Origin of the sequence: Actinomycetospora straminea, from assembly GCF_028737255.1 — a bacterium.
In the GTDB taxonomy this organism is placed as follows: domain Bacteria; phylum Actinomycetota; class Actinomycetes; order Mycobacteriales; family Pseudonocardiaceae; genus Actinomycetospora; species Actinomycetospora straminea.
Genome location: NZ_JAQZAN010000017.1, coordinates 131,444 through 158,196, shown reverse-complemented (window position 1 = coordinate 158,196; position 26,753 = coordinate 131,444). Strand labels below are relative to the sequence as shown.

Sequence of the window (26,753 nt, the reverse complement as noted above, 5' to 3'; positions counted from 1 at the left end):
CGCCCACCCACCCGGGCACGGCACCCTTCACCGGCTACGGCCAGCAACCCGGCTACCCCGGCCAGCAGGGCGGCTACCCCGGCCAGCAGGCCGGCCCCGGCGGCTGGCCCGGGCAGTGGGGCCCGCCGCCAGGCGGGCCCGGCGGACCCGGCCAGCAAGGCGGGCCGGCGCGCCGTCGCCGCTGGATCCTCCCCGTCGCGGCGGCGGTGGTGCTGCTGCTCGTCCTCGGGACGGTGCTGTTCGTCGTCACGCGCCCGGCCTCGCCGTCGGCGACGCTGGAGGCCACCGTCACCGACGTGCGCGGCTGGGAGGGCGCGACGTACGGCGGCCGCATCGACGACGAGGGCGGGGCGGCGACGCTCGAGGTCGTCGTCGACCGCGCCGGCAACGCCACCGGCTCGATCACCCGCGACGCGGGCGGGCGCGCGGAGTTCGTCACCGTCGGCGGCGACCAGGCCCTGCGCGGCGACCGCGCCTGGTGGGAGGAGCGCACCGCCGGCCGCCCCGAGCTCGCCGAGCGCCTCGACGGCGTGTGGCTCTCGGACGCCTACCCCGAGCTGCCGGCCGGGCTGCCGACCTGGGCGGTGGCGCCGAGCTCGCTCGCGGACCGGCTCGCCGCCCCCGACGTCGGGGAGCAGGAGCAGGGCGCCGTGATCGACGGGCAGGAGGCCCGGGTCCTCACACCCGGCACCGACGGCCGCACCGTCACCGTCGTCGACGGCGAGCCGCCGGCGCTCGTGGCCTTCGAGCTCCCCGGGTTCGGCGCGGATCGCGAGGGGCCCGTGACGGTGGCACGTGCGGACCCGGCGGCGCTGCAGGACCTGCAGACGCTCGTCGGCCAGGTGCCGTCGATGAAGAGCTACATCGTGGCCATCACCGAGCGCCCGCAGATCGCGCTGACCCTCGAGGGCGGCGAGAACACCTGCCGCACCCCGACCTGCACGGTCACCGCCCGGCTGGTCAACAGCGGCACCCTGGCCACCAGTGGGACGATCATCGTCACGCTCAACGACGTCGAGGTGGCCCGGCACCCGTTCCGCTCCGACCCCGGGTCGAACCTGGCCTTCCCGACCTCCGCGCCCAACCCCGTCTACGACCAGCCCGGCGCGTCGATCAGCGTGCTGTGGCGGGCGCGGGTCGAGGGCGGGCGGTAGCCGGGCTCAGCGGCCCAGCCCCTCCACCGGCTCGGCGCCGGGCAGCGCGCCCAGCACCGCGCCGGGCACGAGGAGCTTGCTCTCCCGCAGGCCGCTGCCCACGACGACCGCGGGCGTCGCGAGCACGGCGGCGTCGACGAGCACCGGCCACCCGGCCGGCACGCCGAACGGGGTGATGCCGCCGTAGGCCATGCCGGTGAGCTCCACCGCCTCGTCCATCGGCGCGAACGAGGCCTTGCGCACGTCGAGGCGCCGGCGGACGACGTTGTTGACGTCGGCGCGGGTGGTCGCGAGCACGAGGCACGCGGCGTAGCGGCGCTCCCCCGACCGCGCGCCGGCGACGACGACGCAGTTGGCCGACGCCTCGAGCGGCGAGCCGTAGGCCGCGCAGAACGCGGCGGTGTCGGCGAGCTCGGGGTCGATCGCGGCGACCAGGCAGGCCGCGGCGTCCTCGGCGGGCAGCGCGCGCAGAGCGGCCGCGACGGGCGCGGCGAGGAGGTCGGGACGGTCGAGGGCGGTCTCCGGCGCGAGCGACCCGGCGATCGCCCGGGCGGCCGCGGCCGTCACCAGCGCGGGCCCTGCTGGATCTCCACGACCCGCGGCCGCACGTCGACGATGTAGATGAGCACCGCGATGATGCCGACCAACCAGAGGAAGCTGTAGGGCCCGCTGGTGGAGATGGCGAGGATCGCGAGGCCGACGCCGGTGATCGCGCACCAGACCGGCTTGGTCAGCTTGTCGGCGGCCGTGAAGGCGTCGGAGCGCTGCATGAGGGCGTGCACGAAGGCGTAGAGACCCACCGGGATGCCCAGCAGCCACAGCACCAGCAGCACGTAGCCGTCGAGGTTGTAGAGCACCGACACGACCCCCACAGTACGTCCCCTCCTCGGGAGGGCGACAGGCGCGCGCCCGGACACGGACACACGACGACCCCGGGACGGCGGAGCGTCCCGGGGTCGTGTGGACCAGCGGTGTCAGCGCAGCGTCATGGCCGCGTGACCGGTGTTCAGCTCTTCGGGGCCTTCTTGGCGCCGCCCGCGGTGGCCGCGGACTTGGGGGCGTTCTTCGGGCCCTGCTTCTTCGGGGCGGTGCGGGCCGCGGCCTTGCGGGTCGCGCTCCGGGTCTCGGAGGCCAGCTCGTCACCGGCCTCCTTGATCTCCTCGGAGAGCTCGCTGCCGGCCTCGGCCACGGCCTCGGCGGCCTCGGCGCTGAAGCGCTGGGTCGCGCGGGCGGCACGCTCGCCGACCGAGCGGGTCTGCTTGGTGACCTCGGCCAGACCGGCCTCGCCACGCACGCGGACGCCCTCGACGGCGTCCTCGAGGCGGCTCTCGATCTCGCTCTGGACCTGGTCCACGGTGTCGAGCGCCTGCTTGACCTGCGGCTGCGCCTTGATGCCGTGGTAGGTGACCTCGCCGCGCTTGATGAGGTCGGCGTAGACGCTGCGGACGGCCGCGAGGTAGCTGTCGACCAGGCGACGGAAGTCCTCGGCGGTCAGCTTGGAGCGCAGCTCCTGCAGCTCGGCCGGGAGGTCCTCGACGCGGGCCTGCACCTCGGTGGCGCCGGCCTGCACGCGGCCAACGGCGTCGCGGGCGGCGGCGACGGCGGCGTCGCCGAGGCCGAGCACGGCCAGCGCGGGGTGGCGCAGCGGGTCGATGGCGTCCGAGACGACCTTGTTGGCCTGGTCGCGGGCCTCGCGGACGTCGAACTTGGTCGGGAAGGTGACCGGCATGGTCGTCTCCGTTCCTGTCTCGGGGTACTGCGTACGTGTTCTGGTGGCTCAGGACGAGCGGGGCACCGCGTCGGTGGGGATGTCTCCCCCGACGTCGGTCCCGGCGTCCTGCGGCCCGGTGGCGGCGCTGCTCCCGGACGCACTGGTCTCGGCGACGTTGCCGCGGCGGAAGGACTCGTAGATGTCGGTGAGCACCTGCTTCTGGCGTTCCGACAGGTCCGGGTCCGCGGCCACGGCGTCCAGCACCGGTGAGGACTCCCGTGGCTCGAGAATCCCGGCGCGGACGTACAGCGCCTCGGCGGAGATGCGCAGGCCGGTCGCGATCTGGGCCAGGATCTCGGCGGACGGCTTGCGCAGCCCACGCTCGATCTGGCTCAGGTACGGGTTGCTGATCCCCGCGACCTTCGCGAGCTGACGGAGGCTGACCTCCGCGCCCTCGCGCTGCCGGCGGATGTAGGCCCCGATGTCCTCGACGGCCTGGCCGATCTTCTCGACCCCGTCCGTGCCCGACACCGGAACCATCCCCTCCGAACTCGCTGACACCCACGCTAACACATGTGCTAGCTCGTGCAAGCAGTGTGCTTGCGCAGGTCACGTGGGCTATCGCACACACGGACGGGTGACGGTCTAGGTTCGGTGCCCGATGCCGGAGAGCCCGTTCGTCCGTGGTCACGGCCCCGCGGTGGCCGCGGTGGCCGCCGTCGCCGCCGGTGGCGTCGTCGGTTCGCTCGCCCGCTGGGGCGTCGCGCTGGCCCTGCCACCCGCGCCCGGCGGCTTCCCGTGGGCCACGTTCGGCGTCAACGTCCTGGGCAGCCTGCTCATGGGCGTGCTCGTCGTCGTGGCCGCGGCGCGCACGACGCACCCGCTCGCCCGCCCGTTCCTCGGGGTCGGCGTCCTCGGCGGCTTCACGACGTTCTCCACGTTCGCGGTCGACGCGGACCTCCTGCTCGCCGGCGGGCACGGGGCCACCGCGCTCGCCTACCTCGCCGGCACGGTCGTCGCCGCCGTCGGGGCCGCGGCGCTGGGGTCGGTGCTCGCGCGCCGGGTGACGGCGTGACCGCGCTGCTGGTCGCGCTGGGCGCGGCGGTCGGGGCGCCGGTCCGCTACCTCGCCGGCCGCCTCCTGACGCCCGCCCGCGCCGGCGCGGTGCCGTGGGGGACGGCCGCCGTCAACGTCGGGGCCTCGTTCGTGCTCGGCCTGGTGCTCGGCGGTCCAGCCCCGCCCGGCGTGGTGGCGCTGGTCGGCGTCGGGTTCTGCGGCGCGCTGTCGACGTGGTCGACGCTGGCCGTCGAGACCGTGCGCCTGATCCAGGAGCGCGCCCGCGCCACCGGCGTCGTCTACGTCCTGGGCTCGACGCTCGCCGGGCTGGGCGCCGCGGCACTGGGACTGGCCCTCGGCACCTAGACCAGCAGCTCGCCCACCGTGTAGATGACCAGGCCCGCGAGGGCGCCGACGAGCGTGCCGTTGATGCGGATGAACTGGAGGTCGCGCCCGACCTGCAGCTCCACCTTCCGCGAGGTCTCCGGGCCGTCCCAGCGCGCGACGGTGTCGGAGATCAGCGTCGAGATCTCGGTGGAGTAGCGGCCGACGACGTACGAGGCGGCGTCGACCATCCAGCCGTCGATCTTGTCGCGGAGCTCGGCGTCGGTGTCGAGGCGCTGGCCGAAGCGGGCGATGCCGTCGGTGACCCGCAGGCGCAGCTGCGACGACGGGTCCTCGGCGGCATCGAGGAGCATCGCCTTGCCGGTGGACCAGGCCCGCGAGATGAGCGCCTGGACGTCGGGGTGCTCGAGGAGCTGCTGCTTGATGGCCTCGACCCGCTCGCCGGTCTCCGGGTCGTCCTGGAGGTCGGCGGCGAAGGAGACGAGGAAGCGGTCGATGGCCTTGCGCAGCGGGTGGTCCGGGTCGGACTTGACCGCCCACGCGAACGACAGCGCCTCCGCGTAGAGGCGGTCGGCGATGAGCCCGTCGACGAACCGCGGGGACCAGCTCGGCGCCTGCTTGCTGACCAGGGCCATCACGGTCTCGTGGTTGTTCCGGACCCAGTCGTACGCGCGGTCGCAGATGAGGTCGACCAGCCGGCGGTGCGACCCGTCGGCGAGCACCCCCGCGAGCAGCCGGCCCAGCGGTGGGCCCCAGGGCTGCGCGACCACCCGGCGCGTCACCGCCTGGTCGACCACGGCCTGGATCTCGTCGTCGCGCAGCACCGTGACCGCGCCGCGCACCACGGTCGCGAGCTCGGCGGTGACCCGCGCGGCGTTGCCCGGCGTCGAGAGCCACCCGCCGAGCCGCGCGGAGATCTGCGCGGCGCGCAGCTTCTCGCCGACCACCGTGGGCGCGAGGAAGTTCCCGCCGACGAAGTCGGACAGGGCGGCCCCGAGCTGGTCCTTCTTGCGCGGGATGAGCGCCGTGTGCGGGATCTTGATGCCGAGCGGGTGCCGGAAGAGCGCGGTGACCGCGAACCAGTCGGCGAGCCCGCCGACCATGCCGGCCTCGGCGGCGGCGCGCACGTAGCCGGTGAAGGCCGGCCCGCCGTTGCGCTCCCAGAGCAGGAAGACCACCCAGACCACCGCGGCGCCGAGCAGGAACGACAGCGCGACGGCCTTCATGCGGCGCAGGCGCGCGCGCTTCTCGGGGTCGTCGACGAAGCCGGTCGGCGTGCTGGCGCCCCCGGCCGGGCTCCCGGCCCCCGGGCGTCGCGCCGACGCCGCCGGTCCAGCACCCTCCGTGTCGGTCGGCGCGGGACCGGTGGCCACGGCGGGCACCGGCCGGAGGACGGGGTCGGTCGGCGGATCGAGGTCCGCGCCTCCCCCGGTCGAGGGGTCCGGACCCTGGGCGGTCTGCACGTCCCCAGTGTCCCACCGGCCACGCGCGGCGCCGCGCCGAGCGAGCCCCCGCGACGAGGCGGGGCCGGTCGGACGAGACGTGGCTCACGCCACATCCGTCCCCCGCTGGGGTGAACCGAGGCGCCGCCCGGCGCGAATCGCGGGCAGGACAGCGAGAGTGCGTATCGCTCGACCGACGTCGCTCGTTGGACTGGTGCCGTTGTCGCCACCGTTCGCGCCGAGGTCGCCGTACGGCCGTCAGGGTCGTCGGTCCCCGGGGCGACGTCGGCGTCCACGCACCACCAGCCGACCCCGAGCCGTCCCGTTGCGGACGACCCGGTCCCCCGTGCGACCGACCGCGCCCGGCCGCACGGGGTCTCGCGTCCCCCGGTCGCCGTGCTGCCCCACGGTGGCCGGGGGACGCCCCTACGTCGAGGCTCGACCGCGGTCGTGTGGCCCAGGACACTGTCGTGGTGGACCCGCCCGGGACGGTCCGCCTGCTCGGCCGCTTCGAACTGCGCCTCGACGGCGAGGACCCGACGCCTCTGACCTCGGCGCGGGCCGAGTCCGTCCTCGCCCTGCTCCTGCTCGAAGGCGGCGGACCGCTCCCCCGGGCCTCGGTCGCGTCGGCGATCTGGCCCGACTCGACCGAAGGCCAGGCGCGGACCAACCTGCGACACGTCCTGCACGACCTGCGCCGCGGGCTCCCGTCGATCGACCGGTTCCTCGAGGTCCGCCCCGACCAGCTGCGCCTGCGCCCCGAGGTCCGGCTGCACACCGACGTCGCGCTCCTCGAGGGCCTGCTCTCGGGCCGCGGGACGGCGACGGAGGGCCGGGACGTCGCACGGCTGCACGCGCTTCGGGAGGCCGCCGCTCTCGGCGCGGCAGAGCTCCTCGAGGATCACGACGACGAGTGGCTCCGCCAGCACCGGGAGCGCCTGCGACGTCGGGTCCAGGACGCCATCGCCGAACTGGCGACGCTGTGCGAACGGGCGGGCGCGGTCGACGAGGCCGTCCGCCACGCGGAGCGGCTGCAGCGCGCGGACCCGCTGCGGGAGGACGCGTACCGGTTGCTCATGCGACTGCACGCGGCGCGCGGCGACCGCGCGCGGGCGGCCCGTGTCTACCACCAGTGCGCGTCCACGCTCGGCCGCGAGCTCGGGATCGAGCCCTCGCGCGACACACGGGCCGCCTACGACGCCCTCCTCCCGAGCCCCGTGCCCGCGCGTCGCGAGGCGCCGGAGGCGTCGACGGCCGACGCCGGCCCGCTCGTCGGGCGCCGGCGCGAGCGGGGACGGCTCGAGGCGCTGTGGCGCGGTGTCGAGGCCGGAGGCTCGAGGTTCGTGCTGATCAGCGGCGATCCCGGGATCGGCAAGAGCCGGCTGGCCGAGGACGTGGGGACGTGGTGCCGCCGACGGGGCGCCCGCGTCGCCCAGGCGCGCTGCCACCTCGCCGAGGGGCCGCTGGCCTACGGCGTCGCCACGGCCTGGCTGCGGGCGGAAGCGGTGTGGCCCGCGGTCCTGGGGATGGACCCCTCCCACGTCTCGGAACTGGCGCGGCTCGTGCCCGAGCTCCTCGCCGAGCGTCCCGACGCCGCTCCACCGGTGCTGCTCGGCGAGGCCGAGCAGCGCCGCCGGCTCTTCGAAGCCGTCGCCGCCGCGGTCGTGTCACCGGTGCACGCCACGCTCGTGGTGGTCGACGACCTCCACGCGGTCGACCGGGAGTCCGCGCGGCTCCTGCACTACCTGCTGCGCGAGCACCCGGGACCCGGCCTCCTCGTCCTCGCCACCGGCCGCCACGAGGAGATGGACAGCGGCGACGCCGCCCACGACCTGCTCACGAGGCTGCACGCCCGCGACGCCGTCGACGAGATCGAGCTGGGCCCCCTGGACGCGCGGGAGGTCGTCGTGCTCGCCCGTCGGCTCGCGGGCCCGAGGTTCACGACCGCTCGGGCGCGTCGTCTGGTCGACGAGACCGAGGGCAACCCGTTGTTCGTCCTGGAGGCGCTCCGCGCGGGGTGGACCGCGACGGCGGGTACGACCGCGCGCGTCCAGTCCGCTGTCGAGCTGCGACTCGCCCGGCTCGACGGACCCACCCGGGACCTCGCCGCGCTGGCCGCCACGATCGGACGGGAGTTCGATCTCGGCGTCCTGCGCGCCGCGGCGGAGGTCGACGAGGACGCCCTCGTGAGCGGTCTCGACGAGCTCTGGCGGCGGCGCCTCGTCCGGGAACGCGCGGGTGGGTCCGGACACGGCGGCTCGTACGAGTTCAGCCACGGGAAGATCCGGCAGGTCGTGGTGGACACGACGGGACCGGCCCGCCGGCGTCGACTGCACGCGCGGGTCGCGGCCGCCCTCCTCGCCGAGCACGCCGCCGCGACCGAGCGGGGGAGCGCCCGGATCGCCGCGCACCTCGAGGGCGCCGGGGACGCGCGGCGGGCCGTCGGGTGGTACCGGCGTGCCGCTCGTGTCGCGCGGACCCTGCATGCCCACCACGAGGCGATCCGGCTCCTCGAGCGCGGGCTCGCGCTGCTCGCCGATCAGCCGGCCGCACCGGCTCGTGACCGGCGGGAACTCGCGCTGCGGACCGACCTGCTCGCCCCGCTCGTGACCGTCGCCGCCTACGAGTCGCCGCGGATGCGGGCGACACAGGACCGCATCCTGGAACTGGGCCACGCCCTCGGTACGGAGCCGTCGCCACCGCTGGTGCGCTCGCTCGCGCTCGGCGCCCTGACCCGCTCCGACTTCGTGGCGGCGACCGATCTCGGTCGGCGGCTCGCCGGGCTCGCCCGCCGCGTTGGCAATCCGGTGCTCGAGGTCGAGGCCGCCTACGTCCTCGGCGTGTCGGCGTTCTGGCAGGCCGACCTGGAGGAGGCGCGCGACCACTTCCGGCACGCCCTCGCGCACTACGACCCGGCGCACGCGACCACCCACCAGCTGCACTACGCGCAAGACCCGAAGGTCGTGTGCCAGGGCCGGCTGGCCAACACGCTCTGGTTCCTCGGGGAGCCCGACGAGGCCCGGCGCGCGGCGTCCGAGGCGCTGGCGTGGGCGCGCCGGCTCGACCATCCCTTCAGCCGGACGATCGCCCTGACCTTCGCCGCCCTGCTCGCCCTGGACATGGGCGACGAGCAGGCCCTCCGCGAGCACACCGCCGGCCTCCTGGCCATGGAGGAGAGGATCGTCAGCCGGCACGTCGTCGAGGCGTTCCGCGGCCACGTCGCGGTGCTCGACGGCCACGGGGGCGGGGGGCTGGCCCGCGTCCGTGCCGCCGTGGCCGCCACCGGTCCGGTCGGTACGGCACCGGGACAGCACGCCTTCCTCGTCCGCGTGCTGCTCGCCTCCTGCGTCGCCGCCGGCGACACCGGCGGCGCCCGGGCCGCCGCCGACCGCCTGCTCGCGATGGGTGGACCGGGCCGGCTCTGGGCTCCGGTCGCGCGGACCGTCCGGGCCCGCCTCGTCGGTGGAACGGCCGTGGAACGCCGCCCCGTGCACGCTCCGGGCTCCCACGCACCCGTGACGCAGGAGGAGCCATGACCCCGCCGACGATGCAGGCAGAGCACGACGCGTTCGCCCGCCGCTTCGATGGGCAGGTCGTCCGGCCCGGGGACCGGGACTACGACCTCGCCCGGACGGTGTGGAACGCGAACGTCGATCACCGGCCTGCTCTGATCGCGCGGTGCCGCACCGCCGACGAGGCCGCGGCAGCCCTGCTCCACGCCCGGGAGACCGGGCTGGAGGTCGGCGTCCGCGGCGGCGGCCACAACTACGCGGGCACCGCCGTGCCGGACGGCGGGCTCACCATCGACCTCACGCCGATGGCCCATGCTGTCGTCGACCCGGGCGCCCGGCGCGTGCGGTGCGGGGGCGGCACCCGGCAGGCCGACCTGGACGCCGCGACCCAGCGCCACGGGCTCGCGGTCACCGGCGGCACCATCAGCCACACCGGGGTGGGCGGACTGACCCTCGGCGGCGGTATGGGGTGGCTCACCCATCGCTGCGGGCTCGCGATCGACAACCTCGTGGCGGCGCAGGTGGTGCTGGCCGACGGTCGCCTCGTGCGCGCCGCACCGGACGAGCACCCGGACCTGTTCTGGGCGCTCACGGGCGGCGGGGGCAACTTCGGTGTCGTCACCGAGTTCGAGTTCCGGCTGCACCGCGTCGGGCCCGCGATGCACCTCGGTCTCCTCTTCTGGGAGCTGGACCGCGCGGGACCGGCCCTGCGGGTGGCCCGGGACGTCTCGGACGGCCTGACCCGTGACGCCGGCGCCCTCATCGTCGCGCTGAACGCCCCGCCGGCACCGTTCGTCCCGGCGGAGTACCACTTCAGGCCGGGCATCGCCCTCCTCGTGGGCGGCTTCGCCGGGCCACGGGCACACGCGGACCTGCTCGCGAGGGCCCGGGACGAGCTGCCACCGCTGTTCGAGTTCGTCACCGAGCTGCCCTACACCGCGGTGCAGTCGATGCTCGACGAGGCCGCCCCCTACGGCGTGGTCCACGCCTACAACAAGGCGCTGTTCCTCGACGAGCTCGCCGACGGAGCGATCGACGTCCTCGCCTCGGCGCTGCCCGCGCGGACCTCCCCGCTCAGCGTCGTCCCGATCTTCCCCCTCGGCGGCGCGTTCGCCGACGTGGACGACGACGCGACCGCCTTCGGGGGGCGCCGCAGCAGCCGCTACGCGGTCAACATGGACGCGATCGCCCCCGACGCCGCAGGCATGGCCGCGGACCGCGCGTGGGTGCGGTCGCTGTGGCGTGAGCTGCGGCCGTTCGCCACCGACACAGGGAGCTACGTCAACTTCATGACCGACCCCGAGCCCGAGCGGGTGCGCGCGTCCTACGGCCTCCGCAAGTACGAGCGCCTCGCCGCGATCAAGGCCGAGTACGACCCGGACAACCTGCTGCACCACAACGCCAACATCGTCCCGGCGCGGCGTGCGGATCGGACGCCGCCGGGGGCGCGCAGGCCTCAGACCGCCGGCCTCGGGCGGTAGCGGCGCAGCAAAGCGTCGATCTGCAGCACCGACTCCGTCCGCGCACGGTCGGTGTCGATGCTCGGGCCGTCCTGCGGCGCGTCGACGGCCGTGCGCAGGGCCTCGGTGCCCGGTAGTTGGTTCGGCTGACGATTTAGCTGGCGGCTCACACCTCGTCGCCGTCGTCCTCCGGCGCGTCCTCCCGGGCGGGGCCGTCGACGGGCAGGCAGACCTCGAACGTCGTGCCCTCCGGGCCGGTGCGCACGCGGATGTCGCCGTGGTGCTTCTTGACGACGATGCGCCAGGAGATGTCCAGTCCCAGGCCGGTGCCCTCGCCGACGTCCTTCGTCGTGAAGAACGGCTCGAAGATGCGCGGGCGCACGTCGTCGGGGATTCCGGGACCGGTGTCGCTGATCTCGACGATGGCGTTGGTGCCGTCACGCCGCGTGCGGATGGTCAGCGTGCCGGTGCCGTCGCCGTGGCCGTGCATGGCGCCGACGGCGTTGTCGATGATGTTGGTCCACACCTGGTTCAGCTCCGCGGCGTAGGCCGCGATCTTCGGCAGGTCGGGGTCGAGCTCCTTGACGACCTGGATGCCCTCGAACTTGCGGCTCATCATGACCATCGTCGACTTCAGCAGGTCGCGCAGGTCGACCTCCTGGAACGGCGCGCGGTCGAGCTGCGAGTACTGGCGGGCGGCGCCGACGAGGTTGCCGATGCGGGTGGTCGCGTCGGTGATCTCGCCCATGAGTGTCTCGGTCTCGACGGCGTAGGCGATCCAGCGCACCGCCGCCTCGACCGAGCCCTCGGGCACCGTCCGCTCGACCTTGTCGAGCCACTCGGCGTCCAGGCCGCCCGCGACGAGCACGGGCGCGAGGTCCCAGGCGCCGCCGACGCCGCGCTCGTCGAGCCAGTCGCCCAGCTCGTCCTCGGCGTCCGAGGCCTCGAGCGCGGACAGGTCCGGGGCGGTCTCGGCCCGGTTGACCGCGTCCTCCTGCAGCTCGACGAGCTGCGCGACGGTCGGACCGTCGAGCTTGCCGCAGGCGAGCAGGCCCAGCTTGTGGCGCATCCCGGCGACGCGGCTGCGCAGCGACTCGGTGGCGCGCAACGCCGCGGCGGCGGGGTTGTTGAGCTCGTGGGTCAGGCCCGCGGACAGCGACCCGAGGGCGAGCAGGCGCTCCCTCTCGCTCTGGATCGTCGACGTGCGGCGCATGCCGACGACCAGGCCCTCGAGCAGGTGGATCGGCAGCGGGAACCACGTGCGCAGCGCGTCGGCCCACTCGGCGGCGGGCAGCGCGAGGAACGTCGCGTCCTTCGTCGCCCGCAGCGAGTGCTTGTAGGTCTGGTCGGCGTCCGGGATGTAGGCCTGCGTCGAGCCGCCGTAGGCGCCGCGCTGCGAGGTGCGCGTGGTCTCGACCTCGTCGCCGCGCATCGTCTGCAGCATCGCCAGCTCGCCGGTGAGCAGCACCCAGAAGCAGCTGGCCGGCTCGCCCTCGCGGCACACCGTCTCGCCGGCGGAGAACGCGACGACGTCGCCGTGCTCCGCGAGCCAGTCGAGCTGCGCGTCGTCGAGCTTCTCGAAGAGGAAGAGGCCGCGGAGCTCGTCGCGGGTCATCTTCGCGGGGACCTGTTCGGCGGTCTGCTCTGCCGTGGTCATCGGTTCTCCAGCCATCGGTGCACCAGACTGACCGCCATCGCGCCCTCACCGACCGCGGACGCGACGCGCTTGACCGACTCGGCCCGGACGTCGCCGACGGCGAACACCCCGGGCACGGAGGTCTCCAGGTGGAACGGATCCCGGTCCGGTTCCCATCCCGCGGGGGCGCGGGAATCCGGCTCACGCGGCAGGTCGGGCCCCGTGAGGACGAAGCCGCGCGCGTCCCGGGCGACGATGCCGTCGAGCCAGTCGGTCCGCGGGGCCGCGCCGATGAACACGAACAGCCACGAGGCCTCGACGGTCTCCTCGTCGCCGGTGTTCCTGTCACGCAACGTCAGCTTCTCGAGGTGGTCGGTGCCGGACGCGCCGACGACCTCGGTGCAGGTGCGCACCTCGATGCGCGGGTTCTGCTCGATCTGCTCGATGAGGTAGTGCGACATCGACGCCGTCAGCGACGGGCCGCGCACGAGCATGACGACCTTGCGCGCGTGCCGGGAGAAGTTCATGGCCGCCTGGCCCGCCGAGTTCGCCCCGCCCACGACGTAGACGTCCTGCGCGGCGCACGAGGCGGCCTCGGTGGCCGCGGCGCCGTAGAACACGCCCTGGCCGGTGTGCTCGTCGAGGCCCGGGCACTCGAGCATCCGGTAGGAGACGCCGGTCGCCAGCACCACGGCGTGCGCGGTGATCTCCGAGCCGTCGTCGAAGCGGACGACGCGCGACCGCCCCTTCGGCTCGAGCGCGGTGACCGAGCGGGTGGTGAGCACCTCGGTGCCGAACTTCTCGGCCTGCAGGCGCGCCCGCGTCGTCAGCTGGTCGCCGGAGACGCCGTTGGGGAAGCCGAGGTAGTTCTCGATGCGGCTCGACGTGCCGGCCTGACCGCCGGTGGCCCGCTGCTCGACGAGCACGGTGCGCAGGCCCTCGGACCCGCCGTACACGCTCGCGCCCAGCCCCGCCGGCCCGCCGCCGACCACGACGAGGTCGTAGACGTCGGTGGACGCCGTGGTCGACAGGCCCGCGGCCTCGACCACCTCGCCGTCGGAGGGCTGCACCAGCGCGCGCCCGTCCTCGGTGATCACCACCGGCAGGCGCTCGGCGTCCACCCCGGCCGCCTCGAGCAACCGCGCGCCCTCGGGCTCGTCGGCGCGCAGGAAGTCGTAGGAGAGCTGGTTGCGGGCCACGAGGTCGCGCAGCTCGTAGGAGCGCGCCGACCAGCGGTGCCCGACGATCCGGATGGTGGCCGACGGGCGGTCCGGCGCCTCGCGCCACGCGGCGAGCATGGCGTCGACCACCGGGTAGAGCTTCTCCTCCGGCGGGTCCCACGGCTTGAGCAGGTAGTGGTCGAGGTCGACGACGTTGATCGCGGTGATCGCGGCGTCGGTGTCCGCGTAGGCGGTGAGCAGCACGCGGCGCGCCCGCGGGAACAGGTCCATGGCCTGCTCGAGGAACTCGACGCCCGTCATCCGCGGCATCCGCTGGTCGGCGAGGATCACCGCCACCTGCTCGCCGCGCAGCGCGATCTCGCGCAGGGCCTCCAGGGCCGCGGGCCCCGACTCGGCCCGGACGATGCGGTGGTGCTCGCCGTACTCGCGGCGCAGGTCGCGGGCGACCGCCCGGGACACCCCGGGGTCGTCGTCCACGGTCAGGATCACCGGACGTGTCACGTCCACGAGCCTAGGCCCTCGCCGGGAGGTTCTCGATCGATTGAGCCGACAGCGGACGCCATCAGTCGCCGCTGCTGCCGCTGTCGCCGCCGCTGTCGCCGCCGTCGCTGCTCGACGACCCGGTGTCCCACCAGCCGGAGTCGCCGCTGTCGGCCGTGCCGCCGCCGGTGAGCGGGGCGTCGCGGGCGGCACGGACCTTCGCGTCGAGCTCCGCGGCGAACCACACGACGAACGCCGCCGCGGCCGGCGAGAGGCGCTCGGGCACGCGGGCGGACGGGTGCACCTTCCCGCGGCGGGCCCGCCCGACCTGCACGAGCCAGGCCGTCCCCTCGTCGTCGACGAGCGTGCGCTGCGGCACCGGCAGCGAGCCGCGCACCTCGCAGTGCAGCCGCCGGCCCTCCACCGCGATCTCCCAGCGCCGCCGGCCCGCCGGCCCGAAACGGCGTGCCACGAACACCGGGCCGGTGCCCTCGCTCGCGGTCATGAGGCCCGAGCGCGCCCGCAGCCGCAGGCGGCGCTCGCCGTCGTCGAGCCAGGACGAGGGGCCACCACGCTCCCGGCGGTCACGGACGGCCACGGCGCCCGGGCGGTGGTCGACGTCGACGAGGTAGCGCACGCGGTCGTCCGCGGTGCTCTTCGCGGTGCTCTTCGCGGTGCTGACCGCCGTGTCGTCCCCGACGGCCGGCGCCGGACGCACCGCCACCGGCTGGCCGACGCCGTAGTGGCGCACGTCGTCGCGGACGCGGCGGCGCACCGCCGAGATCAGCTGGTGGACCAGGCCCCAGAGGAGGAACGGTGCGAGGACGACGACCGCGGTCAGCACGTTCACCGCGCCGTCGTCGGCGATGCCGGGGCCCGGCGAGGAGTCGGCCCCGATCGCGATGGCGGCGGCGACGCCCGCGAGCACGAGCGCCCCGAGCCACCACAGGTAGCGGTGGTGACCGAGCCGGCGCGGGGACCAGCGCGACGCCGGGCCGCCGTGCGCCGGGCGGGTGGGGTCGAGCGTGGCGGTCACGGCCGGGCCTCCTCGTGGCGGTCGCGGGGCGCCACCCCCGCCCAGGCGTCGGCGACCGGCTCGGGCTCGCTCGCCCCGTACTCCAGGCCGTAGCTCCGCGCGCGGTCCTGGTGCTCGGCCAGCTCGCAGAACAGCCAGAGACAGAAGGCGACGGCGTCGGGCGCGAGGTCCTCGGGCAGCCGGCCGTGGGGGCGCAGGCGGGCCGCGCGCCCGCCGCGCAGCTGGTCGAGCAGCGAGGGCGTGCCGGTCCGCACCAGCCACGCGGTGCCGTCGGGCTCGAGCAGCGTGCGGCGGGGCACCGGCTGCAGGCCACGGACCTCGCAGCCCAGACGCCGCCCGTCGAGCTCGAGGTCCCAGCGGGCGCGGTGGTGCCCGGGCAGCGGCACGCGGGTGGCGCGGTGGCGGACGAGGCCGTCCGGGCCCGTGGCGGTCAGGGTGCCGCGGCCGCTACGCAACCGCAGTTGCTCGCGGTCGGTCTCGACGAAGCGGTGCCGCCCGTGGCGGACGGCGCGCTCCACGATCCGCGCGGCGTCGGGCACGTGGTCGACCTCGACGTGCAGCAGGACCTCCTCGGCCGGCCGCGGCCAGGCGCGCTCGCCGGGCACGTCGGGCGGCGCGGCCCCGCGGGCGGGCTGCCCAGTGCCGTAGGCACGGACGTCGTCGCGGGGGCGGCGGCGCACGGCGGTGACGAGCTCGTGGACGGTCATCCACAGCAGCACGGGGGCGACCAGGCACACCGCGACCATCACCGCCAGCGCGCCGCCGTCGGTGAGCCCCGGGCCGGGCGAGGTGTCGAGCCCGATGGCGATGGCCGCCGCGAGCGCCGCGAGCAGGAGCGCGCCGCCCCACCACAGGTAGCGGTGGTGGCCCAGCCGCGCCGGGGACCAGCGGGGCGCCGGCCCGCCGCCCGCCGGGTGGCCGTCGCGCGTCGTCGTCGTCGCGGTCATCGTTCCCTCCCGGCGGTCAGCTTGGTGGCTACGGAGAGAGACGACAAGTCCGGCCACTACGCCGGACGGGTGGATGATCGTCCGAGGTGCCGGGCGTCACGGACACCGCGCGCCACCGGCGCTGCGGGTTGCGCCGAACGGCCCCGGCACGCCACGACCGCGACCTACGATCCGCGGCGTGCGGGCGATCCTCGGGCGGCGGGCGGCCCGCGCGCCGGGCGTCCCGGTGGCCGTGCTGGTGGCCGTGCTGGTGGTGCTGCTCCTCGCGGCCGGCCCCGCCGCCGCCGCGCCGGGCGACGTGCCCGCGCCGCCCCCGCCCGACCCCGCGGCGCTCGCCCGGCTCGACCCCGACCCCCGGCCCCTGGCCGGCGTCGGCCCGCGCGTCTCGTGTGTGCGGCCGGCGGGTGGCGCGAGCACCGTGATCCCCGGCGCGCCGTGGTCGCAGCAGCGCCTGCGCTTCACCGACGCCTGGCGCTTCACCCGCGGCGCCGGGCAGACGGTCGCGGTGATCGACACCGGGGTGAGCCGGCACCCGCGCCTGGCCGGCCGGCTCGTCGACGGCGGCGACTTCGTCGGGGCGCAGGACGGGCTGACCGACTGCGACGGCCACGGCACGCTCGTCGCCGGCATCATCGCCGCGGCCCCGGACCCGGCGACCGGCTTCGTCGGCGTCGCCCCGGACGCGCGGGTGCTCGCGATCCGCCAGTCGAGCGCGACCGTGACCACGCGCGCGCCCGACGGCTCGCTGCGCGACGGCGGCGGCAACGTCGACACGCTCGCCGCGGCGGTGCTGCGCGCGGTCCGGCTCGGGGCCACGGTCATCAACATCTCCGAGGCGGCCTGCGTGCCCGCGGCGAGCGCCCCGCAGGCCCTCGCCGGGCTCCGGGCGGCCGTGCGCGCGGCGGTCGACGCCGACGTCGTCGTCGTGGCCGCGGCCGGCAACGCCGGCTCGGGCGCGTGCACGCAGGGACCGGACGGCCAGGGCTCCGGGCAGGTGGTCGCGCCGGCGTGGTTCGGCGACGACGTGCTCTCGGTCGGCTACACCCGCCGCGACGGGCTGCCAGCGCCCCAGAGCCTGCGCGGCCCGTGGGTCTCGCTCGCCGCGCCCGGCTCGGAGATCGTCTCGCTCGACCCGACCGGGCCCGGCGTGGTCGACCGGATCGTGCCGATCGGCGCCGACCGCGCGATCCCCATCGAGGGCACGAGCTTCGCCGCGCCGTACGTCGCCGGCGTGGTGGCCCTCGTGCGGGCCCGCTACCCGGGGCTCGACGCGCGGCAGGTGATGGCGCGCGTCACCTCGTCGGCCGACCGTCCCGGCGGCGCGTCGGCGGTCGCGGGCCGCCACGACGACGCGGTGGGGGCGGGGATCGTGGACCCGGTGGCGGCCGTCGCGGACGTCCGTCCGGACGAGTTCACCGGATCGGGACCGGCCCCGGTCTCGCCCGCCGGGGCGGGGCGGGTCGACCTGAGCGATGCCCGCGATGCACACTCCGGATCGCGCACCGTGGCGCTGGTCGGTTCCGCCGTGGCCGTGGTGCTGTTGGGCGGGGCCGGTCTCATCGTCCTCGTCGCGCGACGGGCACGCCGGTCGCGCTGAGGCGGCCCGGGGTCGCCCGGTGTGTCGTCCCGTCCCACGCCGCGTGCGGCGCCCGTCCCCGAGGAGCCCGCGTGCGCATCACCCTCGCCCAGACCGACGCGTCGCTCGGCGACCTCGACGGCAACCTCAAGCGCGCCGAGCGGGTGGTGAGCGAGGCCGTCGACGCCGAGGCCGACCTCGTCGTGTTCCCGGAGCTCTCGCTGTCCGGGTACCAGATCGGCGAGGTGCCCCAGGACCTCTCGCTGGCCCCCGACGACCCGCGCCTGCTGAAGATCTCCGAGCGGGCCGGCCACGCCGGGGTGCTGCTCGGGTTCCCGGAGGCCGGCGGGCACGGCCTGCACACCTACAACAGCGCGGGCTACTACGAGGACGGGCACCTCGTCCACACCCACCGCAAGCTCTACCTGCCGACGTACTCGACGTTCGAGGAGCGCAAGCACTTCCTGCCCGGCCAGCACTCCCGCGCCTACGGCGTGCGGGGTGGCCGGCACCGCGCGGCCACGCTGATCTGCAACGACGCCTGGCAGCCGCAGGTGGCCTTCCTGTCGGTGCAGGACGGCGCGCACCTGCTGCTCGTGCCCGCGAACTCGGCGCAGTCGATGTCGCCGGAGCGCTACGACTCCAAGGAGTACTGGCGCAACATCACCACGTTCTACGGGCGGCTCTACCAGCTCTTCGTCGTGTTCGTGAACCGCGTCGGCGTCGAGGGCGGGCTGACGTTCTGGGGCGGCAGCCACGTCGTCGACCCGTGGGGCGAGGTCGTCGGCGAGTGCGGCGAGGGTGCCGAGGCCGAGGAGACCTGCACGATCGACATCGACCTCGCCGACGTCCGCCGGCGGCGCCGCGACATCCCGCTGGTGCGCGAGGCCCGCCTGGGCCTGCTGCGCCGCGAGATCGACCGCCTGCTCGACGAGGGCGGGGACCTGTAACTAGGTCACCAGGTCGGCCACCGTCAGCACGAGGCCGGTCACGGCGAGCGCCGTGCCGCCCCAGGCGAACCAGCGCTGCCGGCCGGCCGCGGCGTCACGGAGCTCCTGCTCGGAGCGCGTCGAGATGATGAAGGGGTCCGACGACGACTCGGGCCTGCCGATCACGAGCGGCCCGATCCGGTCGTGCACCTCGCCGAGGACGTACAGCGGCTGGCCGGGCCGGATGACCCACTCGGTGTAGCGCATGCCCAGCGACTCGCCGTCGTGGCCGAAGAAGCTGCGGACCGCGCCGCCGAACCCGCCGGGCCCGGGAGGACCGGGCTCGAAGCGCTCGTGGATCTTCTCGGGGCGGTCGGGCGCGACGCCGTCCGGGTCGACGCCGATCGTCCCCGAGGCGTCGACCAGGGCGTATCCCTGGCGCGAGGTGTCGTCGAGGACGGTCTCGCTGCGCTCCCGGCGCTCCCACTCGCCGTCGGACTCACGGTGCCACTCGCTGAACTCGTGGACCACGGTCTGCCGGTACCACACGCACTCCGTGCCGCTCTGCGGCGCGCGCAACGGGCCATCGGGGTGGGGGTGGGCCGTCCCGACGACCTCGCAGACCTTGCGGAAGCCGCCGACCGTCCCGAGGTCCGCGAGCACGCGGCGGTGCTCCTCGAGCTCGGCGATCGGCAGGGTCTCCGCCGCGATCATCGCGTGGCGGCGCTTCCTGGTGCTCTGCGCGACCAGGAAGCCGGCGGCCCCCAGCGCGACCAGGACGAGCCCGATGATCCACACGATGACGACTCCCGCCGCTCGCGGTCGGCGACGATCGCCGACCGTGCACACGGAGCGTCACACATGGCGGGCATGACCGCCAGAGTCGATGGTCCGACCAGGTGGCGGTGACGGCGGCCTGTGGCCCGCCGTGACGACTCAGATCTTCGTCGCCTCGGCCAGCAGCTCGCCGCGGCTGACGGTCACGGCGTCGCCGCGCAGGAGGACGCGCTCGCCGGCCAGCTCGACGCCGACCTCGCCGCCGCGCGGGGAGAGCTGGGCGCCGACGAGGCGCTCGCGGCCCAGCCGCTTGGCCCAGTACGGGGCGAGGCAGCAGTGCGCCGAGCCCGTGACCGGGTCCTCGTCGATCCCGACCGCCGGGGCGAAGAAGCGGGAGACGAAGTCGGGGGCGCCCGGGGCCGGGTCGTCCTCGGCGCGGGCGGTGACGATGACCCCGCGCCCGCTCGCCGCCCGCAGCACCGAGAGGTCGGGCTCGAGGTCGCGCACCTCCTCGGCCGAGGGGATCTCGACGAGCACGTCGTAGCGGCAGCGGGCCAGCTCGACGACCGCGGCGCCCAGGGCGTCGGCGAACTCGTCGGCCAGGTGCCCGTCGGGCAGCGCCGAGATCGGCTCGTCGACGGGGAAGTCGAGCTGGATGCCGCCACCGGGCAGCGCCTCGGCGCGCAGCACGCCCGACGCGGTGCGGAAGGCGATCGGGGACGTCGCCAGGCCCTGCTCGAAGAGGACGTGCGCGCTCGCGAGGGTGGCGTGGCCGCAGATCTCCACCTCGACCTTGGGCGTGAACCAGCGCAGGCCCACCTCCCCGGTGGCGGCGAGCGTCGAGAGGTCGACGAACGCGGTCTCGGAGACGTTCACCTCGGCCGCGACGGCCTGCATCCACGCCGCGTCGTCGGCGTCGGTGAGGCACACCCCGGCGGGGTTGCCGGTGAAGGGCGAGGACGTGAAGGCGTCGACGAGGTAGAGCTGCACAGGCTCCATGGTGCCGTGTGCGACCCCGGACGGGCAGCCGGGCGCCGAGGTCGGCAGATCTCCTCCGGGCCGTCCCGAGGCGTGGGCCGCCCCACCACGCCTCGGGAACGGGTTCCGGCGGGGACGCCGGGGGGTCAGCGGGAGCTCCGGACGGCGGCGGGGCACGGTGTCGCGACGGTCATGACCCACCCCCGGTGATCGGTTTCCGCCACTCACGGTCACATCGTGGGCGTCCGCCTGCCAAGGATCGCCACCCCGACGGCCCAGCGTCGGCACGCGCAGCGACATCCGTGTCACGGGACGTGGACGGGGTAGCCGCCCGGGTGCGACTCCTCGTGCTCGGCGGCGGCGGGTTCCTCGGCTACCACGTGGCGGCGGAGGCGATCCGCGCCGGCCACGACGTGACGGTCGCGAGCCGGTCGGGCGAGGCGCCGCTCGCGGGCGTCGAGGCGCTGGCCGTCGACCGGTACGGCGACCTCTCCGCCCTCGACGGCCGCACGTTCGACGCCGCGCTCGACACCTTCTCCGACCCCGACGCCGTACGGTCCGCGACCGAGGAGCTGTGCGGGGCGGTCGGCGCGCTGGGCTACATCTCGGGCATGAGCGTCTACCACCCGGACGGGCCGGCCGTGCCGTCCTCGGGCGACCCGGTGAGGCGCCCCGGCGAGGCGTCGGACGACGACCCGCTGCAGGAGCGCTCGCTGGCCAAGCTCGCCGCCGAGGACGCGGTGACCTCGGCGTTCGACGGTCCGGTCACCGTGCTGCGGGTCGGGATCATGGTCGGCCCGCGCGACCCGTCCGACCGCTTCACGTGGTGGCCGGTGCGGCTGGCCCGCGCGCTGGCCGGCGAAGCGCCGCGGACCGTCCTGGCGCCCGGCGACCCGGCGCGCACGGTGCAGTACAGCGACGCCCGCGACATCGCCGCCTTCGCCGTGTCGACGCTCGCCGCGGGCCGCGGCGGCGTGTTCGACACCGTCGGGCCCGGGCGCGCGCAGCCCCTGTCCGCCGTCCTCGACGCCTGCCTCGAGGCCGCCGGCGGGGCGCCGGGCGACGTCACCTGGTCCTGGGCCGGGGAGGACGCGCTGCGCGCCGAGCTCACCGGGGTCGAGGAGGAGGCGCGCCCGCTGTGGTTCCCGGAGGACCAGATCCCGCAGGACGCCGTCGACTCCTCGGCGGCGCTGGCGGCGGGCCTGCGCTTCCGGCCGGCGCTCGACACCGCCCGCGACGTCCTCGCGTGGCACCGGGAGCGCGGCGCGCCTGCCCTGGCCGCCGGATTCGACCCCGCCGAGGAGACCAGGCTCGTGCAGCGCTGCGCCGGAGGGGCTCCACCGAAGGGGTGACGCGAGGCGTCGCTACTGTGACCCCGACATGAGCACGGTCTTCCTGGTCAGCGGCGCCTCCTCGGGGGTGGGGCGCGCGCTCGCGCAGTTCCTCACCCGCCACGGCGTGACCGTGATCGGGCTGGACCGCCGCGAGCCGCCGGACCGCGAGATCGCGCACGTCAGCTGCGACCTCACCGACCCGAACGCCGTCGACGCCGCCGTCGACCGCCTCGACGGCCAGGTGGACGCGCTGGCCAACGTCGCCGGGGTGCCGGGCACCGCGCCGGTCGAGACGGTGCTGGCCGTCAACTTCCTCGGCATGCGCCACCTCACCGAGCGGGTGCTCGGCCGCATCCGCCGGGGCGGCTCGGTGGTCAACGTGTCGTCGGCCGAGGGGCGGCACTGGGTCGCCCACCTCGCCGAGCTGCGGCCCCTGCTCGCCACGCGGACCTTCGCCGAGGGCATGCGCTGGTGCCGCGAGCAGCGGCCCGACCGGCCCGTCTACGACGTCGCGAAGGAGGCCGTGCTCGCGTACACGACGGCCTCGTCGACGCTGACCTGGAGCGACGGGGTGCGGATGAACGCCGTCGCCCCGGGCACGGTCCGGACGCCGTCGCTGCCCGAGATCGAGCGCTCCACCGACCCGCGGCGCCTGGCCCGCCAGCGGTCGGCGGCCGGGCGCGACGCCGAGGCGTCGGAGATCGCGTCGGTCGTCGCGTTCCTCATGTCGAACGAGAGCCGCTGGGTCAACGGCCAGACCCTCGCCGCGGACGGGGGCGTCGCGGCGGCGACGACCTGGGCGGCGCTGCAGTCCCGGTAGCCAGTCCCGGTAGCCAGTCCCGGTAGCTCGAGACGTCGTCACCCGATCGTGACGTCGCCGTTGAACACGGCGGAGTGACGGACGGCCGGGGAGCGAGCGCATGGCAGAGGGACGCACGGTGGGACGCACGACGGGACGTACGACCCGTCGAACGACGGCCGCCCTCGTGGCGGGGGCGGCGCTCACCGCGCTCGCCGCGACCGCGTGGCTGGGCGGGGCGACGGCCGTCGCCGCACCGGCGGTCCCGGCACCGCCGGCTCCCTCCCCGACCGCCCCGGGCGTCCACCCCGGCGTGCAGACCCGCACCGACGGCGCGCAGTGCACCGCCAACTTCCTGTTGACCGACGGGTCGGCGACCTACCTCGGCCAGGCCGCGCACTGCTCGGGCACGGGCCGCGCGACCGAGGTCAACGGCTGCACGGCGGGCTCGCTACCGCTCGGCACCGAGGTCGAGATCGGGGGCGCGACGCGGCCCGGGATGCTCGTCTACAACTCCTGGCTCGCGATGCAGGAGGCCGGCGAGACCGACCCGGACGCCTGCGCCTACAACGACTTCGCCCTGGTCCGGCTCGACCCCGCCGACGCGGCGGGCGCCTCCGGTGCGGTGCCGTTCTTCGGCGGCCCGACCGGGCTCGACACCGACGGCGCGGCGGTCGGCGAGGTCGTGCGCAGCTACGGGAACTCCGAGCTGCGGGGCGGGGTGACGCTGCTCAGCCCGAAGATGGGGACGGTCGCCGGAAGCCAGGGCGACGGGTGGAGCCACGACGTGCTCACCGCGACCCCGGGCATCCCCGGCGACTCGGGCAGCGCCTTCCTCTCCGCCGACGGCCGGGCGCTCGGGGTGCTCTCGACCCTGCAGTTCGCCCCGCTGCCCGCCAGCAACGGCGTCAGCGACCTGGCGAGAATGCTCGACTACGCCAGCGACCACGGGGTCGGCGGCCTGCGCCTCGTCACGGGCTGAGGCCCCTCAGGACTGGAGGACGCGCCGCTTGCCGTTCGTGGAGGTCTGCGGGTGGGCGGAGGCGCGGCGCCGGGCCTCGGCGGCCTTCCGGTCGGCGCGTCCGGACCAGGACCGCATCGCCAGGTAGAGCGGTAGGCCGATCACCAGGACCGAGACCACCGCGAACACCGCCACCGCGAGAACCCACTCCACGCCGAACCCCTGCCGCACGCCCACGTCGCGCGGGACGTCGCTCGATCGGGTGACGGCGTTACCGGGCGCGGGGGGCGATCGCCCGGACGGTCGAGGCCCTCGCCGTCCGGCGCACGGGGCGGGCCGAGCGGTCGGCCACCGCGAGCCCGGCGTCCCAGCCCGGTGCCCGCGCGCCGCCCGGGGGTCGCAGCTCCGCCGTGGGGACACCGGACACGACGAGCAGCCACGAGACCAGCGAGTTGGAGTTCCACATGTCGCCGGTCGTGCCGACCGCGCGCCCCCAGGTCAGCGCGGGCACCTCGTCGACGTGGCGGAGCACGGCGCGGGCGGTCGTGTCGTCGCGGCTCACGACGACCGGGTCCCCCAGCGCCCACTCGCGGTCGGGCAGGACGCCGTCGCGCCACCGTCGGACCTCGTAGCGGAACCACCGCGACCGGCCGAGGACCGCGAGCCCGACCGGGCCGGTCCGCACCACGCCGCGGTCGACGGCCCGCGTGCCGCCCCAGGCCGGGGCCATCTCGAGGACCCACGGCGAGCCGTCCACGACCACCTCGAGCACGCCGTGCACGAGCGGCCGCGCCGCCCGGTGCGCGCGGGCGGCCGCGAGCCGCTCCCACCAGCGGCTCGTGTGCCGCACGACGTGCCCACCGGCACCGACGGGGATCCACAGCAGACGCACCACCACGCGGCCACCCTCCGGCGGCGCCACCGGCCGCCGTCAGGGTCCGAGGTCCCCCGCGCTGAGGCCGGGCGGTCCACGAGGCCCCACATCGTCACGGAGCCGTGACCTCGCCGCCGACCCCGACCAGGCCTCGAGCGCCCGGCGGTGTCGGGGGTCGGATCTACCGTCACCTCATGAGCATCGATCAGCACGTGCGGCCCGGCGTGGCCGCCGAGCTGGACGCGCTCGCGCCGGGCGCGGAGCTGGTCGCCGCGCTCGACCGGCTGTCGCCGGCGACGCTCACCGGCGAGGACCTGGCCGCCTACCTGCGGGCGTGCGCGCGGGTGCAGAACCGCGGGACGTCCCGGTTGCTGGACGCGATGCACCACCTCGGGCGCGCGCAGGCCGATCGGGCCGAGCGCCGCCCCGACCTCGACGAGTTCTCGAGCGACGAGGTCGCCGCGGTGCTCGGCCTGGGCCGCACCATGGTGACCCGCAAGCTCGACCTGGCCGACGACCTGCGCGATCGCCTCCCCGACGTCGGCGACGCGCTCTGGCACGGCGTCCTCGACGAGCACAAGGCCGCCCGGCTGTGCGAGTGGACGCGCGACCTGTGCGACGACCACGCCCGCCACGTCGCCCGGGTCCTGCTGCCCGAGGCGCCGGCGCTGCCGCCGGCCGAGCTCATCCGGCGGATCGAGAAGACCGCCACCGAGCTCGACCCCGACTGGGCCGCCCGCCGCGCCGCCCGCGCGGAGAAGAACGCGCGAGTGATCCTGTCGCCCAACCCGACGGGCACCGCCACGTTCTCGGTCTGCGACGTCGCCGCGCCCCGCGGGCTGGCGATGCGCGACCGCTGCGACGCCGTCGCCGCCCTCGTGCGCGGGCTCGGGGTGCTGACGCCGATCGGTTCGCTGCGGGCCGAGGTCGCCGGCCGGCTGCTCGACGGGTCGGTGGAGGGCATGACCGACCACCAGCTGGCCCTCCTCCTCGCCTCCGAGTACCACCAGCACGGCCGGCCGGACGAGGGCCCGAGCGACGGACCGAGCGACGGACCGAGCGACGGACCGAGCGACGATGGCGGGCCGGACGACGGGCCGGACGACGGGCCGGACGACGGACCGAGTGGCGCCTCGCAAGCGCCGGGGGCGGGCGGGGATGTCCGGCCCGACGACCAGGGCGTCCTGGACCTGCCCGGCCTCCCCGACGAGCCCCGGCGACCCGCCACCGACGAGCCGGACACCGATGAGCCGCCTCGGCCCGCTGAGCCGGTGCCCGACGCGCCGCATCCGCCCGTCGCACCCATGGTCGACGGGCCCGACCCCGGTTCCGGACGCCCACACACCGGCGCCTCGGAGCTCCGGCTCCGTCTCTCCACCGCGCTGGGCCTCGACGACAGCCCCGCCACCGTCCCCGGCTACGGCACCGTGCTGGCCCACCACGCCCGCGAGCTGCTCGTCCGGTACCGCGCCGGCGAGTGGCGGGTCGTCCTCACCGACGACCACGGCCACCTCCAGAACGTGCTGCTCGCCCGCCGACGACCATCACGCCCCCGCGGCCGCGCCGAGCCGTCACGGGGGCAGGAGTGCACCGCGGTCGTCGAGCTCCAGGTCCCGACGACGCTGCTGGCTGCCCTGCGTCCCGCCGATCACCCGCTCTGGGCCGCCCTGCTCACCGAGCTCCAGCTCCGCCTCGGCGAGCTCGGACCGCGCCTCGGACGCCCACCCACCGAGACGGCCGAGGACCGCGCGCGCCGACGGCCGCGCGCGGAGATCGAGCGCTGGATCCGCGTGCGGGACCGCCACTGCGTCGTACCCGGCTGCTATCGCCCCGCCCGGCGCGCCGACATCGACCACACCCTGGACTGGGCGCTGGGTGGCCCGACCGCGCTGCGCAACCTCGGCGTCTTCTGCCGGCACCACCACCGCGCCAAGCACCGTGCGGGTTGGCGAGTGCACCAGCCGACCCCGGGCTGCTTCGCGTTCCGCACCCGCGCCGGCGTGTCCCACACGACCCACCCCAAGCGCATCCTCGAGCCGCTCGTCCAGCCGTGCCCCGGACCGCGCCCACGCCCCCTGCCCGACGACGGCTTCGCGCCCGACTCCGCCCACGACCCGGAGACCGAGGCCGCCGACGACCTCGACTGGCGCCGGCGGTTCCTCCGGCGCACGAAGGGCCACGCGGCACCCGCACCGGCGACCTCTCCCGCCGCCCTGGTCGCGACCGAGGACGACCCACCGCCCTTCTAGGGCTCAGTCCGGGAGCGCCTCGATGATCCTGATGTCACGCTCCGCGCCGTCCCCGAGGGCGCGCAGGGCCTCCTGGTAGGCGTCGCTCTCGTAGGCCGCGATGGCCGCGTCGACGCTGTCGAAGGCGATGAGGGTGGTGCGCTCGGTGGTGCCGCTCTCGAACGCGGCGGTCGGGTTCCCCCGCGCCACGAAGCGCCCACCGGCGGCACGGATCGCAGGGCCGGCGAGCGCGACGTAGCGGTCGAGCTTGGCCTGGTCACGGATCTCTTGAAAGGTATTGATCCAGTAGGCGCCCGTCACGGGGGTGATCGTCCCT

General features: G+C 75.7%; 26 protein-coding genes. 11 read left to right on the top strand and 15 right to left on the bottom strand.

Going from position 1 to position 26,753, the window contains the following annotated elements; translation table 11 throughout:
* Positions 1 to 1,154, top strand: a 1,154-nt coding sequence (locus PH190_RS22025) for a hypothetical protein (protein ID WP_274233664.1), incomplete at its 5' end; no start/stop codon positions are given.
* A gap of 6 nt (positions 1,155 to 1,160) precedes the next feature.
* Here the strand turns inward: PH190_RS22025 and PH190_RS22020 are convergent.
* The 4 genes from PH190_RS22020 to PH190_RS22005 all read right to left on the bottom strand — a co-directional run bounded on the left by PH190_RS22020 (position 1,161) and on the right by PH190_RS22005 (position 3,405).
* Complete coding sequence (locus PH190_RS22020; protein WP_274233663.1) at positions 1,161 to 1,721, bottom strand: YbaK/EbsC family protein; 561 nt, start codon at positions 1,719 to 1,721, stop codon at positions 1,161 to 1,163.
* Entirely contained in the window at positions 1,718 to 2,026 is a 309-nt protein-coding gene (locus PH190_RS22015; protein ID WP_274233662.1) for a DUF2516 family protein, read from the bottom strand. The genes PH190_RS22020 and PH190_RS22015 overlap by 4 nt, the downstream gene beginning before the upstream one ends.
* Positions 2,027 to 2,160: 134 nt before the next feature.
* On the bottom strand, positions 2,161 to 2,883 hold the full coding sequence (locus tag PH190_RS22010) for a hypothetical protein (RefSeq protein WP_274233661.1): 723 nt from the start codon (positions 2,881 to 2,883) through the stop codon (positions 2,161 to 2,163).
* Positions 2,884 to 2,931: 48 nt separating this feature from the next.
* Positions 2,932 to 3,405, bottom strand: a complete 474-nt coding sequence (locus tag PH190_RS22005) for a helix-turn-helix domain-containing protein (protein ID WP_274233660.1) — start codon at positions 3,403 to 3,405, stop codon at positions 2,932 to 2,934.
* Positions 3,406 to 3,526: 121 nt separating this feature from the next.
* Between PH190_RS22005 and PH190_RS22000 the strand changes: the two genes are divergently transcribed.
* Positions 3,527 to 3,940, top strand: a complete 414-nt coding sequence (locus PH190_RS22000; RefSeq protein ID WP_274233659.1) for a FluC/FEX family fluoride channel — start codon at positions 3,527 to 3,529, stop codon at positions 3,938 to 3,940.
* Positions 3,937 to 4,287 (top strand): fluoride efflux transporter FluC, encoded by a 351-nt coding sequence (locus PH190_RS21995; protein ID WP_274233658.1) that lies wholly within the window; start codon positions 3,937 to 3,939, stop codon positions 4,285 to 4,287. Before PH190_RS22000 ends, PH190_RS21995 begins: the two co-directional genes overlap by 4 nt.
* On the opposite strand, the gene PH190_RS21990 is transcribed toward PH190_RS21995, so the two are convergent.
* Complete coding sequence (locus PH190_RS21990; RefSeq protein ID WP_274233670.1) at positions 4,284 to 5,492, bottom strand: DUF445 domain-containing protein; 1,209 nt, start codon at positions 5,490 to 5,492, stop codon at positions 4,284 to 4,286. The genes PH190_RS21995 and PH190_RS21990 overlap by 4 nt on opposite strands.
* A gap of 686 nt (positions 5,493 to 6,178) precedes the next feature.
* Here PH190_RS21990 and PH190_RS21985 point away from each other — a divergent pair.
* On the top strand, positions 6,179 to 9,244 hold the full coding sequence (locus PH190_RS21985) for an ATP-binding protein (RefSeq protein ID WP_274233657.1): 3,066 nt from the start codon (positions 6,179 to 6,181) through the stop codon (positions 9,242 to 9,244).
* The gene (locus PH190_RS21980) at positions 9,241 to 10,701 is read left to right on the top strand and encodes an FAD-binding oxidoreductase (protein ID WP_274233656.1); all 1,461 of its coding nucleotides are present in this window, start codon (positions 9,241 to 9,243) and stop codon (positions 10,699 to 10,701) included. The genes PH190_RS21985 and PH190_RS21980 overlap by 4 nt, the downstream gene beginning before the upstream one ends.
* Here the strand turns inward: PH190_RS21980 and PH190_RS21975 are convergent.
* From PH190_RS21975 to PH190_RS21955, 5 genes are all read right to left on the bottom strand, one after another.
* Complete coding sequence (locus PH190_RS21975) at positions 10,677 to 10,850, bottom strand: hypothetical protein (RefSeq protein ID WP_274233655.1); 174 nt, start codon at positions 10,848 to 10,850, stop codon at positions 10,677 to 10,679. The genes PH190_RS21980 and PH190_RS21975 overlap by 25 nt on opposite strands.
* On the bottom strand, positions 10,847 to 12,337 hold the full coding sequence (locus tag PH190_RS21970) for an ATP-binding protein (protein ID WP_274233654.1): 1,491 nt from the start codon (positions 12,335 to 12,337) through the stop codon (positions 10,847 to 10,849). Before PH190_RS21970 ends, PH190_RS21975 begins: the two co-directional genes overlap by 4 nt.
* Positions 12,334 to 13,998: an NAD(P)/FAD-dependent oxidoreductase gene (locus PH190_RS21965; RefSeq protein ID WP_274233653.1), complete on the bottom strand. Its 1,665-nt coding sequence runs from the start codon at positions 13,996 to 13,998 to the stop codon at positions 12,334 to 12,336. Before PH190_RS21965 ends, PH190_RS21970 begins: the two co-directional genes overlap by 4 nt.
* A gap of 61 nt (positions 13,999 to 14,059) precedes the next feature.
* Positions 14,060 to 15,013 carry a hypothetical protein gene (locus PH190_RS21960; protein ID WP_274233652.1) on the bottom strand — a complete coding sequence of 318 codons (954 nt, stop codon included), beginning with the start codon at positions 15,011 to 15,013 and terminating at the stop codon, positions 14,060 to 14,062.
* Positions 15,010 to 15,960, bottom strand: coding sequence for a hypothetical protein (locus PH190_RS21955; RefSeq protein WP_274233651.1), 951 nt, complete (start codon positions 15,958 to 15,960; stop codon positions 15,010 to 15,012). The genes PH190_RS21960 and PH190_RS21955 overlap by 4 nt, the downstream gene beginning before the upstream one ends.
* 178 nt (positions 15,961 to 16,138) lie before the next feature.
* On the opposite strand from PH190_RS21955, the gene mycP reads away from it, so the two are divergent.
* Both mycP and PH190_RS21945 read left to right on the top strand, forming a co-directional pair.
* Complete coding sequence (mycP, locus tag PH190_RS21950; protein WP_274233650.1) at positions 16,139 to 17,557, top strand: type VII secretion-associated serine protease mycosin; 1,419 nt, start codon at positions 16,139 to 16,141, stop codon at positions 17,555 to 17,557.
* 71 nt (positions 17,558 to 17,628) lie between these two features.
* Positions 17,629 to 18,486 carry a nitrilase-related carbon-nitrogen hydrolase gene (locus PH190_RS21945; protein ID WP_274233649.1) on the top strand — a complete coding sequence of 286 codons (858 nt, stop codon included), beginning with the start codon at positions 17,629 to 17,631 and terminating at the stop codon, positions 18,484 to 18,486.
* On the opposite strand, the gene PH190_RS21940 is transcribed toward PH190_RS21945, so the two are convergent.
* Both PH190_RS21940 and PH190_RS21935 read right to left on the bottom strand, forming a co-directional pair.
* The gene (locus PH190_RS21940) at positions 18,487 to 19,263 is read right to left on the bottom strand and encodes an E3 ubiquitin ligase family protein (protein WP_274233648.1); all 777 of its coding nucleotides are present in this window, start codon (positions 19,261 to 19,263) and stop codon (positions 18,487 to 18,489) included.
* A 138-nt stretch (positions 19,264 to 19,401) separates the two neighbouring features.
* The gene (locus PH190_RS21935; RefSeq protein WP_274233647.1) at positions 19,402 to 20,241 is read right to left on the bottom strand and encodes a PhzF family phenazine biosynthesis protein; all 840 of its coding nucleotides are present in this window, start codon (positions 20,239 to 20,241) and stop codon (positions 19,402 to 19,404) included.
* 314 nt (positions 20,242 to 20,555) lie between these two features.
* Between PH190_RS21935 and PH190_RS21930 the strand changes: the two genes are divergently transcribed.
* From PH190_RS21930 to PH190_RS21920, 3 genes are all read left to right on the top strand, one after another.
* Entirely contained in the window at positions 20,556 to 21,572 is a 1,017-nt protein-coding gene (locus tag PH190_RS21930; RefSeq protein WP_274233646.1) for an NAD-dependent epimerase/dehydratase family protein, read from the top strand.
* 28 nt (positions 21,573 to 21,600) lie between these two features.
* Positions 21,601 to 22,374: a coniferyl-alcohol dehydrogenase gene (locus PH190_RS21925; RefSeq protein ID WP_274233645.1), complete on the top strand. Its 774-nt coding sequence runs from the start codon at positions 21,601 to 21,603 to the stop codon at positions 22,372 to 22,374.
* 166 nt (positions 22,375 to 22,540) lie between these two features.
* Positions 22,541 to 23,335 (top strand): serine protease family protein, encoded by a 795-nt coding sequence (locus PH190_RS21920; RefSeq protein ID WP_274233644.1) that lies wholly within the window; start codon positions 22,541 to 22,543, stop codon positions 23,333 to 23,335.
* 6 nt (positions 23,336 to 23,341) lie between these two features.
* On the opposite strand, the gene PH190_RS21915 is transcribed toward PH190_RS21920, so the two are convergent.
* Positions 23,342 to 23,527 (bottom strand): hypothetical protein, encoded by a 186-nt coding sequence (locus tag PH190_RS21915; protein WP_274233643.1) that lies wholly within the window; start codon positions 23,525 to 23,527, stop codon positions 23,342 to 23,344.
* Between the two features lie 58 nt (positions 23,528 to 23,585).
* Complete coding sequence (locus tag PH190_RS21910; protein ID WP_274233642.1) at positions 23,586 to 24,212, bottom strand: hypothetical protein; 627 nt, start codon at positions 24,210 to 24,212, stop codon at positions 23,586 to 23,588.
* 170 nt (positions 24,213 to 24,382) lie between these two features.
* Here PH190_RS21910 and PH190_RS21905 point away from each other — a divergent pair, with 170 nt between their 5' ends.
* Positions 24,383 to 26,437, top strand: a complete 2,055-nt coding sequence (locus PH190_RS21905; RefSeq protein WP_274233641.1) for an HNH endonuclease signature motif containing protein — start codon at positions 24,383 to 24,385, stop codon at positions 26,435 to 26,437.
* 3 nt (positions 26,438 to 26,440) lie between these two features.
* Here PH190_RS21905 and PH190_RS21900 read toward each other — a convergent pair whose 3' ends face one another.
* Entirely contained in the window at positions 26,441 to 26,737 is a 297-nt protein-coding gene (locus PH190_RS21900; RefSeq protein WP_274233640.1) for a DUF1330 domain-containing protein, read from the bottom strand.
* Between the last annotated feature and the right edge of the window lie 16 nt (positions 26,738 to 26,753).

Coding starts and splice junctions, on each gene's coding strand:
- PH190_RS22010 (WP_274233661.1), bottom strand. CDS start 2,883: ATGCCGGTCACCTTCCCGACCAAGTTCGACGTCCGCGAGGCCCGCGAC.
- PH190_RS22005 (WP_274233660.1), bottom strand. CDS start 3,405: ATGGTTCCGGTGTCGGGCACGGACGGGGTCGAGAAGATCGGCCAGGCC.
- PH190_RS22000 (WP_274233659.1), top strand. CDS start 3,527: ATGCCGGAGAGCCCGTTCGTCCGTGGTCACGGCCCCGCGGTGGCCGCG.
- PH190_RS21990 (WP_274233670.1), bottom strand. CDS start 5,492: ATGAAGGCCGTCGCGCTGTCGTTCCTGCTCGGCGCCGCGGTGGTCTGG.
- PH190_RS21980 (WP_274233656.1), top strand. CDS start 9,241: ATGACCCCGCCGACGATGCAGGCAGAGCACGACGCGTTCGCCCGCCGC.
- PH190_RS21970 (WP_274233654.1), bottom strand. CDS start 12,337: ATGACCACGGCAGAGCAGACCGCCGAACAGGTCCCCGCGAAGATGACC.
- PH190_RS21955 (WP_274233651.1), bottom strand. CDS start 15,960: ATGACCGCGACGACGACGACGCGCGACGGCCACCCGGCGGGCGGCGGG.
- PH190_RS21935 (WP_274233647.1), bottom strand. CDS start 20,241: ATGGAGCCTGTGCAGCTCTACCTCGTCGACGCCTTCACGTCCTCGCCC.
- PH190_RS21925 (WP_274233645.1), top strand. CDS start 21,601: ATGAGCACGGTCTTCCTGGTCAGCGGCGCCTCCTCGGGGGTGGGGCGC.
- PH190_RS21905 (WP_274233641.1), top strand. CDS start 24,383: ATGAGCATCGATCAGCACGTGCGGCCCGGCGTGGCCGCCGAGCTGGAC.